Source organism: Amphritea sp., from assembly GCF_050300915.1.
Lineage (GTDB): Bacteria > Pseudomonadota > Gammaproteobacteria > Pseudomonadales > Balneatricaceae > Amphritea.
This window is the reverse complement of sequence record NZ_JBNKYN010000099.1, coordinates 1-15,119: the sequence shown is the minus strand read 5'-3', so window position 1 is coordinate 15,119 and position 15,119 is coordinate 1. Positions and strand designations below refer to the sequence as shown.

The window sequence follows — 15,119 nt, the reverse complement described above, 5'->3', positions numbered from 1 at the left end:
CCTGCAGGTAATTTTTTCTCTTCCAGCACCGGCACCTGATCAGCATTGTCGGCAGCGCTTTGAATCAGCTCAGCAGCCGGCACACCGGCCTCAGAGACAAATGCAGCTTTATCTTTCGCATACACAGCCAGTACAAAACTGGTAATAAACAAGCCTGTTGCGATGATTGCAGTCATCCGACTCAGAAATGAGCCTGAGCCCTGGCTACCAAATACGGTCTGAGATGCTCCTGCACCAAAAGATGCACCGGCCTCAGCGCCTTTACCCTGCTGCAACAGCACCAGAGCAATAATGGCAATAGCCAAAAGAACATGTACAGCAAGAACCAGAGTTTCCATCTATTTTTCCACTTACTTACGACTTTCTGCAGCCGCAGCGCAGATCGTCAGGAATTCGTCAGCTTTCAGAGACGCACCACCTATCAGGCCGCCATCAATATCCTGTTGAGCCAGGAGCTCTGCCGCATTACCGGCATTCATACTACCGCCGTACAGAATCGATAGCTTATCAGCTATAGCAGCATCACTGCCAGCCAGCTGAGCACGAATTGCGGCATGCACTTCCTGAGCCTGCTCAGGGGTTGCTGTCAAACCAGTACCAATCGCCCAGACAGGCTCATAAGCAACCACAACAGAGGCAAAGCACTCAATACCGATCCGCTGCAATACATAATCAACCTGAGCAGCAATCAAAGTAAGGGTTTCACCCGCTTCGCGCTGTTCCAGCGTTTCTCCGACACAGAGTATCGGCGTTAAACCAGCAGCCAGGGTAGCAGCGACTTTATCCGCGATATCAGCGTCACTCTCGCCAAATAAACTCCGCCGCTCAGAATGCCCCAGAATGACATATTCGCAACCCAGGTCCTGCAGCATTTCCAATGACCATTCACCGGTAAATGCCCCCTTTGGCTGGGATGAAACATTCTGCGCACCAACGGCAATGGGAGCATCGCCTATCTGCGCCTTTACCTGAGACAGATATACAGCAGGCGGGCAGACCAGTGTCACCAGACCATCAACGCTGTAAACACCCGCTTTCAGGCCATCCAGCAGAATCCTGATAGATTCACTGGTTCCGTTCATCTTCCAATTTCCGGCGACTATCGTCTTACGCATGAGTTTCCCTCTGTGCAAAGCGGCGCACATAGTACCCAGTTTCCTGACAAGTTACAAGCAGCGACAACCCACTAACTCATAAAAATTTCGTCAGCCTGAAAAATTATCAAAGCGCTTGCTGAACCGCCTCTGCCAACTCCTGACATAACGCCTCCACCCAGACCTCATCATCGCCTTCAACCATCACTCTGACGACCGGCTCTGTTCCCGAGGCTCGCAGCAACACCCGTCCACGATCTCCCAGGCGAGACTCTATATCAACCACCGCGGCCTGCACGGCGGGCAATGCGAGCACATCAGTTTTCGAGCCCAGGCGCACATTGATCATTGTTTGCGGCATCTTCCGCATCGCCGATTTAAGCTCATGCAAAGACGCTTTATCATCCGTCATCGCTTTCAGAACCTGCAGCGCGGCAACGATACCATCACCGGTTGAGGTCAACTGACGGCAAACCAGATGTCCTGAGGACTCCCCACCCAGCAACCAGTCATTGGCGACCAGCTGTTCCAGCACATAGCGGTCTCCCACCTGGGCACGGATAAACGGAATCTCCGCTTGCTTTAACCCTTGCTCCAGCCCGAAGTTGCTCATTAACGTGCCAACCACCCCCCCTTTGAGCTGCCCTTTGGCATGCAGTGCCATAGCGATAATATAAAGCAACTCATCGCCATCAACCTGCTCCCCCTTATGATCAACCATGATCAGCCGATCACCGTCACCATCCAGGGCAACCCCCAGATCCGCCTTTTTTTCGATAACGGTCTGTTGTAGCAGCGTTGTTGAGGTTGCACCACAACCCTCATTGATATTGAGACCATCTGGCGACGAACCAATTTCAATCACGGTAGCGCCCAGCTCACGAAACACTTTTGGTGCAATATGATAGGTTGCGCCATTAGCACAATCGACGACAATCCTCATCCCTTTCAGATTCAGATCACCGGACACTGTACCCTTACAAAACTCGATATAACGTCCCGCCGCATCATCTACCCGCCGTGCTTTACCCAGCTCTGCCGCATCAACAGTGGTCATCGCCATATCCATCTGTGCTTCGATAGCATGCTCAATCGCATCGGGCAACTTAGTGCCCTGCTCGGAGAAAAACTTGATGCCGTTATCGTCATAGGGGTTATGCGATGCGCTGATAACAATCCCAGCGTTACAACGAAACGTGCGTGTCAGATAGGCGATTGCAGGCGTAGGCATCGGTCCTAACAGCAGCACATCAACACCCGCAGCAGAAAGCCCCGCTTCAAGGGCCGACTCAAACATGTAGCCAGAGATCCGGGTATCTTTACCGATAATGATCTTACTGCGCCCGTCGCGGGCGAACACCTTGCCTGCGGCCCAACCCAGCTTCAACATGAAGTCAGGCGTAATCGGAGCGGTGCCGACCTTACCGCGAATACCGTCAGTGCCAAAATATCGTTTAGTCATTATTACAACCTTCCCTCTTTCACGATAGCTTCAACCATCCGTACCACATCAACCGTTTCCCTGACATCATGCACTCTGAAAATCTGTCCGCCGTGCTGCACACCGATAGCAACAGTAGCCAGGCTACCGGCCAGGCGTTGATCCACAGAACGATGAAGTACATGATCAATCATACTTTTACGGGAGGTCCCGACCAGCAAAGGCATACCAAACTGATGCAACTGCCGCAGATTGTTCAGCAGTCGCAGATTGTGCTCTACCGTTTTACCAAAGCCAAACCCTGGATCCAGGATGATCCGCTCATCACCAATCCCTGCCGCATTGCAGGCGCATATCCGCTGCTGAAGAAAGTTATTCACATCATCCAGCACATCCTCATATTGCGGAGCATGCTGCATTGTTGCCGGACTCCCCTGCATATGCATTACACACACCGGCAAATCAGTGGCCGCAGCCGCTTCAAGCGCACCCTCCCGACCCAGCGCCCGGACATCATTGATCAGCCCAGCCCCCAGCCGGGCAACCTGAGTAATCACCTCCGGCGTACTGGTATCCACAGAGATAATTACATCCAGCTCAGCACTGATCCGCTCAACCACGGGTAAAACCCGATCCAGCTCCTCCTGAAGAGAAACCACCGCTGCACCCGGACGGGTAGACTCACCACCAACATCGATAATTGTGGCGCCGTCCAGCACCATCTGCCGGGCGCGCTCGACGGCCTGATCGACACACAGCTTCCGGGATTCATAGAGCGTACCACCATCAGAGAAAGAGTCAGGCGTGACATTAACAATCCCCATCACCTGGGGGCGGCTAAGATCAAGGGTACGGGTACCAAAACGGTAGGCGGAAAAATCGTTCACTGCAATTCCCATCAGCTACTTTTCTATTAAAAAAGGCCGGTCTGGGACCGGCCTTAGCATTTCAAATTAACCTTTAGTGAAGATTCGAATCTGATGCATCTGAATCAGAAGACGGTCCACCTTTCTTACCATCCTGCTTAGCATCACTAAGATCATCATTCAGCTCATCGTCATGCAGATCAAACTCTTCCTTCTTCACCGCAGCCGCTTCCGCTTCATCAGCCGCTGCTTTTGAATCAGACTCCTGCCATCCTTCAGGCGGACTGACAGGCTTTCGATCCATCAGTTCATCGAGCTGCTTGCTGTCAATGGTTTCATACTTCATTAACGCCTGGGTCATTGACTCAAGAATATCGCGGTTATCTTCCAGCATCTTATAGGCTTTGGCATAACACTCATCGATAATTTTACGGGTTTCAGCATCGATTTTACGCTGTACCTCTTCAGACATTGCCTTGCCCGGCTGACCATAGCCACGGTTAAACGGGTCTGACTCCTCGTCGTCATAAAGAATAGGGCCCAATTCATCAGTCAGACCCCAGCGTGAGACCATATTCCGCGCTAAGCTGGTTGCCCTCTGGATGTCGTTAGAGGCGCCTGTGGTCACACCATCTTTACCCAGGGTCATCTCTTCAGCAATCCGGCCTCCGTAGAGACTGCAGATATTAGAGATAAGCAGTTTACGGCTGTGACTGTAACGATCTTCCTCAGGCAGGAACATGGTGACACCCAACGCCCGCCCACGGGGAATAATCGACACCTTATACACCGGGTCATGCTCCGGCATCAGACGACCAACAATGGCGTGACCGGATTCATGGTAAGCAGTGTTAAGACGCTCTTCATAAGACATAACCATCGACTTGCGCTCAGCGCCCATCATGATCTTATCTTTGGCCCGCTCAAACTGCTCCATACCCACAGTCCGCTTGCTGGAGCGTGCGGCGAACAGCGCCGCCTCATTCACCAGATTGGCCAGATCAGCACCAGAGAAACCAGGCGTACCGCGGGCAATCAGATCAGGTTTTACGTCATCCCCCAGAGGCACTTTGCGCATATGTACTTTGAGTATTTGTTCACGACCGCGGATATCGGGCAGGCCGACATGTACCTGACGGTCAAAACGACCGGGACGCAGTAGCGCCGGGTCAAGCACGTCAGGACGGTTAGTCGCTGCAATAACGATAATACCTTCGGTACCCTCAAAACCATCCATCTCAACCAGCAACTGGTTCAGTGTCTGCTCCCGCTCATCATTACCACCACCCATTCCGACACCACGGTGACGGCCAACCGCATCGATCTCATCGATAAAGATGATGCAGGGAGCATTTTTCTTCGCCTGCTCAAACATATCCCGTACCCGGGACGCACCGACACCGACAAACATCTCAACGAAGTCAGAACCGGAAATAGTGAAAAATGGTACCTTCGCCTCACCAGCAATCGCTTTAGCCAGCAGGGTTTTACCGGTACCAGGATTACCCGACATCAGCACGCCGCGAGGAATATGGCCACCTAAACGCTGAAACTTGCCGGGATCACGGAGATAATCAACCAGCTCTTTCACCTCTTCTTTAGCCTCTTCAACACCGGCTACATCATCAAAGGTCGTTTTAATCTGGTCCTGCCCCATCATCCGCGCTTTCGACTTACCGAAAGACATCGGCCCGCCTTTACCGCCCCCGCCGCCCTGCATCTGGCGCATAAAGAACATAAAGATGGCAAGAATAATCAGAATCGGGAAGCTGGCGACCAGCAGCTGGGTCCAGACACTCTGTTTCTCAGGCTGCTTACCTTCAATTACCACTTTGTGGTTGTACAGATCATCAACCAGTTTAGGGTCCTGCAACGCCGGACGCACCGTCTTAAAGTGCTCGCCATTAATCCGTTCACCCTCAATGGTAAAACCATCAATCACTACCCGGCGAACCTGATCGTTTTTCACCGCACTGATAAACTCAGAGTAATTGAGGTTTTGCGAGGTTCCTTCGCTATTAAAATTATTGAAAACGGTTAATAGCACTGCTGCGATAACCAGCCACAGTACTAAATTCTTTGCCATATCGTTCAAAGGAAAACCCTCTGTCTTCTCAAAATTAGTGTCCGTCCTAAAACAAACAAAACTACAGTAGTTACACTGCTTTGACTATATCAGGGACGGAAGTTTCGTCCAATCAGATAGACTTCACGCGAACGGGCCCTTGATGAGTCCGGCTTTCGGCTGTAAACCTTAGTAAAGCTGCTGCGCATATCGTTCATATACTCATCAAAACCCTCACCCTGAAATACCTTGGCAACAAAATCACCACCGGGTTTAAGCACCTGACGAGCCATATCCAACGCCAATTCTACCAGATACATCGCCGCCGGCTGATCAACAGCATTCATACCACTCATATTGGGGGCCATATCAGAAATTACAAGGTCTGCGAGATCATCTCCCAGGGTTTGCAGAATTTCATTCAGTACAGTTTCCTCAGTAAAATCACCCTGAACGAACTGTACACCTGGCAAAGGATCCATTGGCAGAATGTCAGATGACACCACCCGACCATGATCACCAACCAGCTCTGCTGCGACCTGCGACCAACCGCCCGGGGCCGCTCCAAGATCCATCAGCGTCATCCCGGGACGGATCAGCTTATCCTTTTCATTCAGCTCCAGCAGCTTAAAACTTGCCCGGGAGCGATACCCCAGTTCTCTGGATTTTTTAACATAGTGGTCGTCAAAGTGTTCCTGCAGCCAACGACCGCTGCTTTTTGATCTTGTCACCAATATCCTCGCTCGGAATTTGAGTCAATGTCTACTTTCTAGAGACTAACTCAGGTAAAATCGGTTAATTATGATTCTGAGCGGGTCTTCCGCTCCAAAATTCAAAGGTCACATATTCTAGTATGAGCTTAACCCCTACGCAAAAGAAGCAGTTCCGAACTATCGGCCACGGCCTCAACCCTATCATCACTGTTGCCGGAAACGGCCTGAGTGAAAACATTCTTCTGGAAGCTGACCGCGCCCTCGAAGACCATGAACTGATCAAAGTAAAATTTGCCGTGGGTGACCGCGAAGCTAAAAAACAGCTGATCAGTGAGATGGCCCAGATCGTCGAGGCAACCATCGTTCAGGAGATCGGTAATGTTGCACTGCTGTATCGGGCAGCCAAACACCCGGATCCCAAACTGTCTAACCTTCTACGTTAATCTGACCAGAACAGATCAACAACAGAAAACTGCCTTATCGGCAGTTTTTTTTATACTTTATATAGATAACGATCCGAAACCACCCCCTACTAACGAAATCAGATCAGCTGCCTGATCAGCATTCCCTCCATTCCTATGAATGAAGGTTTAAAGAGCGCTATCTAAAAATCTGATATGCAGACCAATAAATGGAAATAGCCTAACTAAGAAAAATAATGAATAGTTATGTTATATCATTTTACTAACTTTTTGGATTGAACGATGAGCAATAAAAAATCAGCCCTGATTATCAGCGCCCACTCAGCAGATTTCGTATGGCGCTGCGGCGGAGCAATCGCTCTGCATCAGAAACTTGGCTACGAGGTTACCATTGCATGCCTTTCTTATGGTGAACGGGGAGAGTCTGCCAAACTATGGAAACAAGAGGGTATGACTCTTGAGAAAGTTAAACTAGAGAGACGCAAAGAAGCAGAAGCAGCAGCTCATGCGTTAAATGCCCATGATATCCAATTTTTCGACTTTGGTGATTATCCACTGGAGATTGATACGGATGGTAAATATCAGATTGTCGATCTTATTCGTGCGGTACAGCCAGATTTTATGATAAGCCATTCTAAATGGGACCCTTATAACACTGACCATATGTACGCTACCGAGATCGCCATTCAGTGCCGCATGATCGCTCAGGCCTGGGGGCATAACCCTGGAGAAAAGGTTTTAGCTGCACCCCAGTTATATCTTTTTGAGCCTCACCAAAGTGAACAGATGGAATGGAAACCAGACCTTTTCCTGGATATCTCTGAAGTATGGGAAGCGAAAAAGAGAGCGATAGAGTACATGCAGGGGCAGGAGCATCTCTGGACGTTCTATGAAAACCTGGCTGAAAACAGAGCAAATCACTTCCGCAGAAACTCCGGCGGCCAGGCTGGAGGAAAGCCATGCTCCCATGCTGAGGGCTTTCAGTCTCTTTATCCTCGCTGCGTAGACTCCCTGTAGATATTCAGCGCAGAATAAAGATCAGCGGTTACCACAGCTTCAGATACAAAAAAAACCGCCTCTGGGCGGTTTTTTTATCTTAGTCGGTCAGATATGGTGCACCTGATCAATCTCATACTCAACGCCACCACCAGGAGTCTGCACGACCGCTATATCCCCCTCTTCCTTGCCAATCAAAGCACGGGCAATCGGAGAGCTGATAGAGATCTTGCCACTTTTGATATTAGCCTCATCATCACCGACAATCTGATATCGCACCGTCTCATCAGTATCCAGATTGATCAGATCAACCGTGGTACCAAAGATGACTTTTCCGCTATGCGGAATCTGCATAACATCAATCACCTGAGCAGAACCCAGCTTACCTTCCAGCTCCTGAATACGCCCTTCAATAAAACCCTGCTGCTCGCGGGCAGCATGGTATTCAGCATTTTCCTTCAGGTCACCATGTTCACGGGCTTCAGCAATTGCTGCAATCACTGTCGGACGCTGTACAGTTTTCAGGTCATCCAGCTCCTCGCGCAGAGCTTTCTCACCTTTTACAGTCATAGGAAATTTTTGCATAGTATCAGTTCCTCAATGCAGGTCTTGCAGACGACGTACAACTTTTTCTTCACCATACTGCATCGCCATGATCATCGCTTCAGCACCAGCCAGTGTTGTACTGTAGGGTACTTTATGCTGCAGGGCTGAGCGACGAATCTCTGCAGAATCCGCAATCGCTTTACGCCCTTCAGTGGTATTGATCACATACACAATTTCATCGTTCTTCAACATATCAACGATATTCGGCCGCCCTTCCATCACCTTATTAACAATCTCTACATCAAGACCGTTTTGCTTCAGCAATGCTGCGGTTCCACGGGTAGCAACCAGAGTAAATCCTAACCCAACCAGATCACGGGCGACCTGCAAGACATTGTGCTTATCTACTTCACGTACAGAGATAAACGCTTTGCCGGTAGCAGGCATCTTCTCGCCGGCCCCCATCTGCGCCTTCATAAAGGCCTCGCCAAAGGTTTCACCCACGCCCATTACTTCGCCGGTAGACTTCATCTCCGGTGACAGGATCGGATCAACACCCTGGAACTTGTTGAAGGGGAATACCGCTTCTTTAACGTTAAACAGTGTTGGCACGATCTCTTCAGTAAAGCCAATCTCTTTCAGCGTTTTACCGGTCATCACCTGAGCACCGATCTTCGCCAGAGAGACACCAATACATTTAGACACAAAAGGTACAGTACGGGATGCACGTGGATTCACTTCAATCACGTAGACTTCACCATCCTGATAGGCCAGCTGAGTATTCATCAAACCAACCACGCCCAGCTCCAGCGCCATCTTACGCACCATTTCGCGCATCTCATCCTGCAGCACTTGCGGCAGACTGTACGGCGGCAAAGAACAGGCTGAGTCACCGGAGTGCACACCCGCCTGCTCAATATGTTGCATGATCGCACCAATCACCACGGTTTCGCCATCACACACGGCATCAATATCCACCTCAACGGCAGCATTGAGGAAGTGATCCAGCAACACCGGTGCATCATGGGAGACCTTAACGGCGGATGTCATATACTGACGCAGTTCCGACTCTTTATAGACGATCTCCATCGCCCGGCCACCCAGCACGTATGATGGACGAACAACCAGCGGATACCCCAGCTTTTCAGCTTCAATAACCGCTTCTTCCAATGAACGCACAGTGGCATTCTCAGGCTGCTTCAACCCCAAACGCTTGAGCATCTGTTGAAACTGTTCACGATCTTCAGCACGGTCGATCGCTTCCGGTGAGGTTCCGATAATCGGCACACCTGCATGTTCCAGAGCCAGTGCCAGTTTCAGCGGTGTCTGACCGCCGTACTGCACAATAACGCCTTTAGGCTTTTCGACATGGACAATCTCCAACACGTCTTCCAGAGTAATCGGCTCGAAGTAGAGGCGATCCGAAGTATCGTAGTCGGTAGATACGGTTTCCGGGTTACAGTTGACCATGATTGTTTCAAAACCATCTTCACGCGCTGCCAGCGCCGCGTGTACACAGCAGTAGTCAAACTCAATACCTTGACCGATACGGTTCGGGCCACCACCGATAACCATGATTTTTTCACGATCGGTAACGTTAGCTTCGCACTCTTCCTCATAGGTAGAGTACATATAAGCGGTATCAGTCGAAAATTCAGCGGCACAGGTATCAACCCGCTTGTATACCGGGCGGATATCTAACTTATGACGCTGTTTACGTACCTGCTTCTCAGACACACCCAACAAAGTTGCCAGACGCGCATCGGAGAACCCCTTACGCTTGAGGCGATACAGTTCAGGCTTATCCAGCTCAGACAGGGTCATGGTTGAAACCCGCAGCTCATCCTTAATAAGGTCTTCAACCTGAACCAGGAACCAAGGGTCGATACCGGACAGCTCATACAACTCGTCAACAGACATGCCCAGACGGAACGCATCCCCCAGATACCAGATCCGTTCTGCACCAGGCTGCTTCATCTCCCGTACAATCTCAGCCCGCGCATCTTCGCTACTCAGATCAACAACCGGATCAAAACCGGTCGCCCCGACCTCCAGACCGCGAAGAGCTTTCTGCAGAGACTCCTGCTGAGTACGGCCAATCGCCATCACTTCACCCACAGATTTCATCTGCGTAGTCAGACGGTCATTTGCCTGAGGAAACTTTTCAAAGGTAAAGCGAGGAATCTTGGTTACTACATAATCAATAGCCGGCTCAAATGACGCAGGCGTTGCACCTCCGGTAATATCATTTTGCAGCTCATCCAGAGTGTAGCCAATGGCCAGCTTAGCCGCTACCTTCGCAATCGGGAAACCGGTCGCTTTTGATGCCAGCGCAGATGAACGGGATACCCGTGGGTTCATCTCGATAACAACCACTCGGCCATCTTCAGGATTCATCCCGAACTGGACGTTAGACCCCCCAGTCTCAACACCAATTTCACGCAGCACCGCCAGGGAAGCATCACGCATCCACTGATACTCTTTATCGGTCAGCGTCTGTGCAGGCGCAACCGTTATAGAGTCACCGGTGTGTACACCCATGGCGTCAAAGTTTTCGATCGAGCAGACGATGATGCAGTTATCGTTCTTGTCACGAACCACCTCCATCTCATACTCTTTCCAGCCGATCAGGGATTCGTCAATCAACAACTCATTAGTCGGAGACAGATCCAGACCGCGCTCACAGATCTCGATGAACTCTTCTTTGTTATAGGCGATACCACCGCCGGTACCACCCATGGTGAACGATGGTCGGATAATACAGGGAAAACCCAGTTGCGACTGCACCTGCAGCGCCTCTTCCATACTATGAGCAATCGCAGCACGCGGACATTCCAGACCGATAGACTTCATCGCTTTATCAAAGCGCTGGCGGTCTTCCGCTTTATCAATAGTATCTGCGTTGGCACCGATCATCTCTACGCCAAACTTTTCCAGCACACCCTCGCGCTCAAGATCCAGCGCACAGTTTAACGCAGTCTGTCCGCCCATCGTTGGCAGCAAGGCATCCGGACGCTCCTGCTCAATGATTTTCGCTACCGTTTTCCACTGAATCGGCTCGATGTAGGTGGCATCAGCCATCGACGGGTCAGTCATAATCGTTGCAGGGTTAGAGTTAACCAGAATGACGCGATAGCCCTCTTCACGCAGAGCTTTACAGGCCTGAGCACCGGAGTAATCAAACTCGCAAGCCTGACCGATAACGATAGGGCCCGCACCGAGGATTAGAATACTTTGTATGTCCGTACGTTTTGGCATGTGTAAACAACCGATCGAAAATTTTAATTCTTTAAAAGCTGCCCGGAGTTATCTCACAGGCAGTACGTATTGAACTTAAAACAGGCTTATTAAGCCTTACGTGCTTCAATATCACGGATAAAGCGATCAAACAGTGGCGCAACATCGCGTGGGCCCGGGCTCGCCTCAGGGTGACCCTGAAAGCTGAAGGCAGCGCGATCTGTGCGCTCAATCCCCTGCAGAGAACCATCAAACAAAGACTTGTGTGTCGCACGCAGAGTCTCAGGCAATGTCGTTTCATCTACCGCGAAACCGTGGTTCTGGCTGGTAATCATCACCTGTTTATTATTCAGGTCCTGAACCGGATGGTTAGCCCCATGATGACCAAACTTCATCTTCATAGTCTTCGCACCGGAAGCCAGCGCCAACAACTGATGCCCAAGACAGATGCCAAACACAGGCAGATCGGTTTTACAGATTTCCTGAATCGCTTCAATCGCATAATCACAGGGCTCTGGGTCACCCGGGCCATTGGAGAGAAAGACACCATCAGGGTTCAGCGCCAGGACTTCAGCGGCAGTTGTTTTCGCCGGAACGACCGTCAGACGACAACCACGCTCTACCAGCATTCGCAGAATATTACGCTTCACACCATAATCATAAGCAACCACATGGTGCGGCAGATCCGTATCAGCAACCTCCTGATGCCCTTCAACACGATCCCATGTCGTTGAATTCCACTGATATTGCTGAGCGGTGGTAACCTCTTTCGCCAGATCCATACCCTTAAGACCAGGAAAGGCTTTAGCGGCAGTCAGAGCAGAATCTTCGTCGATTTCGCCAGCCATGACGCAACCGTTCAAAGACCCCTTCTCACGCAGAATCCGGGTAAGGCGGCGGGTATCAATATCCGCAATACCGACAATATTTTTCGCTTTCAGATAATCATCCAGGCTCTGCTCACTGCGCCAGCTACTCGCCATCAGTGGCAGATCGCGGATCACAAGACCTGCAACCCATGTCTGAGAGGACTCTTCATCCTCTGCATTTGTTCCCACGTTACCGATGTGTGGATAGGTCAGGGTCACTATCTGACGGCAATATGATGGATCCGTCAGAATCTCCTGATAACCAGTCATGGAAGTATTGAACACAACTTCTCCGCTGGACTGGCCATCCGCGCCAATCGCTACTCCCCGGAAGATACTACCGTCCTCAAGGGCCAGAATGGCTGGTCTTGTCAAAATTAACCTCCCCGCTTAGTGCGAAAATCTAAACAGAATAAATAAACTGTAAGTTGCAAAAAAGCGAGGTAGAACAAAATGCCCGCCTCGCTTTTCTGTAGAGAATTCTTCTAGTGCATTTTCAGCATGCAAATCGGCGGTATTTTAGTCCATCTGGCTTGCCTTGTCTACGCGACCACACTCCCCATTCTGAGTATCTGCAAAAAACTGCGAAACATCGCTGCAACAGAAAAGAAATATAAATACCGCATCTGAAAAATCTGAGCAGAAGTAGATGAAAATATCCCGAATTAGCCTGGTAGCTGGCGCTATCTTATTACTTGTTGTTTCCCTCATGGCTGCGGCAATGTTCTGGTCACTTGAGCGGCTGAACGATAGCTTTAATAAAACCCGCGACTACCAGCAACTGCAGGAAGAGATCAACACTGAAGTCAACCGACCCACGCTTATCTATCTGAGCACGGGCAATGCCACACTAATAACAGCGATTGATAATACCCTCACCCGTTTGATCGAAAGTGACACTCGCGTATCCAGCCTGACGACCAGCGGCATGCCTGAAGTACAGAACACCTTAACAGAGCTCAACTCTGTTGCTCTATTCAAACTTCGGGCTGCTGGAAAATTAAGGCAACCACAGGAACTTCTTATCAATAATGAGCGGGAAATTCTTGGCACACTGAGCCAGCTATCAGAATACAGTACTGAAGGTGGTAATGATCAACCTGACTTAAAACACAAATACGCCACAGCCCTCAATCAACTGGCCATGACCATTGCAGAACTGGCCCATAGTCGCCAGCGTTTTTTCTCATCAGATCAGCCCAACCGGACTGATATCGACCAGCGCTTAAGTAGCCTAACCCGGATGAGCAAGACGCTGGCTGAACTGCCACGCTTTGGTATTTATACCGAAGCGGAAAGTAATGATGCTCTCGGATTACTTCTTGGGCGCAGTTCAGATACAGCAGAGACACAGCGAAGTGAAAAGGGCGATATCTTCATTCAGGAGCTCAACAGCCTCAGCCTGAGATACAGAAAAGAGCTGCAGAATATCGAAAAGATCTATGCCAACAGATCCGCATCGATACGGGAAACAACATCACTAATTGACCAGCTAAACACTCAGTTGCGGGCTAATCAGAACCGTTTACAAAAACACTATGACACGACTGAACAATCCGTATATCTGCTGCTAAGCATCAGCATTACACTCATCATTACCACCGGACTGATTATGAGTATTCTGAATACGCGCCTTAGCCGGATAATCAGCAACACCTGCGAACAACTCAACGCGCTGGCAAAAGGCCATCTTGATTATGAAACACCCAAACCAAGCAGAATTATCGAGATCGAGATACTGAACAGCTCAATCGCCAGTCTTCGCTGCTACTTCGCGACACTGATTGATAAAATTCACACAGAAAGTTCGACACTCAACCTTCTGGCTAGAGATCTGAATACCAGCTCCGATACCCTGACCCAGATCGTTACCAGGCAGCAACGTTCAACCGAACAGGCGTCTGTGCAGATACAACAACTGAGCAGCTCATATCAGGAAGTAGCCAGAAACGCCGTCAGAACATCAGCAGCTACTCGCAAAGCAACAGAGGTCGCGATCCACGGCGTTAGCGAAATGCAGACAACCAGCGAAAGCATCCGCCAACTGGAACAGGAGGCCGAGGCCACCAATACGTCACTGGATCAGCTCAAAGATGACGGCAAGGCAATTGGATCCGCGCTACACGTTATCCACAACTTTGCCGAACAAACCAATCTGCTCGCGCTGAATGCGGCCATCGAAGCCGCCCGCGCTGGCGCAAGCGGACGAGGTTTTGCGGTAGTTGCCGATGAAGTGCGCTCCCTCGCAGGCAATACCGCAACAGCGGCAGATAAAATTGGCGTTATCATCAAGAAGCTCAATGGCGCGATTGAGCAGATGTCAGAAAAAATTGAACGTCAGGCAGGACATGTGCGTAACACAGTAACACTGGCCGAGAACGCCAGAAAAAGTGTCGAACAGATCCGTCTCTCTATTGATGAGATAGACAGCATGAGTAGCATGATCGCATCAGCAACCGAAGAACAATCCGTAGTCACGTCCCAGATATCTGAAGTAATCAACATGACTCTCGAGCACTCGCAGAACTCTGCAATCGAAGCAGAAAACAACAGAGACCACGCCCGCCAGATCGACCATACAGGCAATAGCCTGATACAACTGCTGCAACAATTCTCCCAGCAGCACTAACGAATAACCATCCGTTGGGGTTTTCTACGTTAGTCTCTTTTATCTAAAAGCACCTTCGGGTGCAATAAAAGAGCAGCGGCTAGACGTGGCTGCGCCACTTGTTAGAACGGAGCCTTCGGCTCCTGCTAGAAAAAGCCGGGAGCCAGAGAGACTGGATTGTGAAGGTATCGCGACGAGGTACCCGCTTACGAAGCATCTGTCCCTGAAGATGACACTCGCCCCCGCTAAGAAAGGCTCTTAC

12 protein-coding genes are annotated in these 15,119 nt (G+C 50.2%); 3 read left to right on the top strand and 9 right to left on the bottom strand.

From position 1 onward, the window contains the following. From secG to rlmE, 6 genes are all read right to left on the bottom strand, one after another. Positions 1–338, bottom strand: a 338-nt coding sequence (gene secG, locus ACQY8X_RS18910) for a preprotein translocase subunit SecG (protein WP_428036686.1), incomplete at its 3' end; no start/stop codon positions are given. 12 nt (positions 339–350) lie between these two features. After that, positions 351–1,115: a triose-phosphate isomerase gene (gene tpiA / locus ACQY8X_RS18905; protein WP_428036685.1), complete on the bottom strand. Its 765-nt coding sequence runs from the start codon at positions 1,113–1,115 to the stop codon at positions 351–353. Between the two features lie 106 nt (positions 1,116–1,221). Further along, positions 1,222–2,556, bottom strand: a complete 1,335-nt coding sequence (gene glmM, locus ACQY8X_RS18900; RefSeq protein WP_428036684.1) for a phosphoglucosamine mutase — start codon at positions 2,554–2,556, stop codon at positions 1,222–1,224. 2 nt (positions 2,557–2,558) lie between these two features. Next, a complete protein-coding gene (folP, locus tag ACQY8X_RS18895) occupies positions 2,559–3,434 on the bottom strand; it encodes a dihydropteroate synthase (RefSeq protein WP_428036683.1) in 876 nt (291 codons plus the stop codon). A 61-nt stretch (positions 3,435–3,495) separates the two neighbouring features. Beyond that, the gene (gene ftsH / locus ACQY8X_RS18890; protein ID WP_428036687.1) at positions 3,496–5,487 is read right to left on the bottom strand and encodes an ATP-dependent zinc metalloprotease FtsH; all 1,992 of its coding nucleotides are present in this window, start codon (positions 5,485–5,487) and stop codon (positions 3,496–3,498) included. An 89-nt stretch (positions 5,488–5,576) separates the two neighbouring features. Then, positions 5,577–6,197 carry a 23S rRNA (uridine(2552)-2'-O)-methyltransferase RlmE gene (rlmE, locus tag ACQY8X_RS18885; protein WP_428036682.1) on the bottom strand — a complete coding sequence of 207 codons (621 nt, stop codon included), beginning with the start codon at positions 6,195–6,197 and terminating at the stop codon, positions 5,577–5,579. 122 nt (positions 6,198–6,319) lie between these two features. Here rlmE and ACQY8X_RS18880 point away from each other — a divergent pair, with 122 nt between their 5' ends. Together ACQY8X_RS18880 and ACQY8X_RS18875 are read left to right on the top strand one after the other, a co-directional pair. Continuing rightward, a complete protein-coding gene (locus tag ACQY8X_RS18880; protein WP_428036681.1) occupies positions 6,320–6,622 on the top strand; it encodes a YhbY family RNA-binding protein in 303 nt (100 codons plus the stop codon). Between the two features lie 261 nt (positions 6,623–6,883). After that, positions 6,884–7,618: a PIG-L deacetylase family protein gene (locus ACQY8X_RS18875; protein WP_428036680.1), complete on the top strand. Its 735-nt coding sequence runs from the start codon at positions 6,884–6,886 to the stop codon at positions 7,616–7,618. A gap of 87 nt (positions 7,619–7,705) precedes the next feature. On the opposite strand, the gene greA is transcribed toward ACQY8X_RS18875, so the two are convergent. From greA to carA, 3 genes are all read right to left on the bottom strand, one after another. Continuing rightward, positions 7,706–8,182, bottom strand: a complete 477-nt coding sequence (gene greA, locus ACQY8X_RS18870) for a transcription elongation factor GreA (RefSeq protein ID WP_428036679.1) — start codon at positions 8,180–8,182, stop codon at positions 7,706–7,708. A gap of 12 nt (positions 8,183–8,194) precedes the next feature. After that, on the bottom strand, positions 8,195–11,401 hold the full coding sequence (gene carB, locus ACQY8X_RS18865) for a carbamoyl-phosphate synthase large subunit (RefSeq protein WP_428036678.1): 3,207 nt from the start codon (positions 11,399–11,401) through the stop codon (positions 8,195–8,197). Between the two features lie 89 nt (positions 11,402–11,490). Next, positions 11,491–12,624, bottom strand: coding sequence for a glutamine-hydrolyzing carbamoyl-phosphate synthase small subunit (carA, locus tag ACQY8X_RS18860; RefSeq protein ID WP_428036677.1), 1,134 nt, complete (start codon positions 12,622–12,624; stop codon positions 11,491–11,493). 274 nt (positions 12,625–12,898) lie between these two features. On the opposite strand from carA, the gene ACQY8X_RS18855 reads away from it, so the two are divergent. Then, positions 12,899–14,878 (top strand): methyl-accepting chemotaxis protein, encoded by a 1,980-nt coding sequence (locus ACQY8X_RS18855; protein WP_428036676.1) that lies wholly within the window; start codon positions 12,899–12,901, stop codon positions 14,876–14,878. Positions 14,879–15,119 lie beyond the last annotated feature (241 nt).

What these genes read in the sequence shown, in the direction of transcription:
- glmM (WP_428036684.1), bottom strand. Translation starts at nt 2,556, where the DNA reads ATGACTAAACGATATTTTGGCACTGACGGTATTCGCGGTAAGGTCGGC.
- carB (WP_428036678.1), bottom strand. Translation starts at nt 11,401, where the DNA reads ATGCCAAAACGTACGGACATACAAAGTATTCTAATCCTCGGTGCGGGC.
- ACQY8X_RS18855 (WP_428036676.1), top strand. Translation starts at nt 12,899, where the DNA reads ATGAAAATATCCCGAATTAGCCTGGTAGCTGGCGCTATCTTATTACTT.
- ftsH (WP_428036687.1), bottom strand. Translation starts at nt 5,487, where the DNA reads ATGGCAAAGAATTTAGTACTGTGGCTGGTTATCGCAGCAGTGCTATTA.
- greA (WP_428036679.1), bottom strand. Translation starts at nt 8,182, where the DNA reads ATGCAAAAATTTCCTATGACTGTAAAAGGTGAGAAAGCTCTGCGCGAG.
- ACQY8X_RS18880 (WP_428036681.1), top strand. Translation starts at nt 6,320, where the DNA reads ATGAGCTTAACCCCTACGCAAAAGAAGCAGTTCCGAACTATCGGCCAC.
- tpiA (WP_428036685.1), bottom strand. Translation starts at nt 1,115, where the DNA reads ATGCGTAAGACGATAGTCGCCGGAAATTGGAAGATGAACGGAACCAGT.
- folP (WP_428036683.1), bottom strand. Translation starts at nt 3,434, where the DNA reads ATGGGAATTGCAGTGAACGATTTTTCCGCCTACCGTTTTGGTACCCGT.
- ACQY8X_RS18875 (WP_428036680.1), top strand. Translation starts at nt 6,884, where the DNA reads ATGAGCAATAAAAAATCAGCCCTGATTATCAGCGCCCACTCAGCAGAT.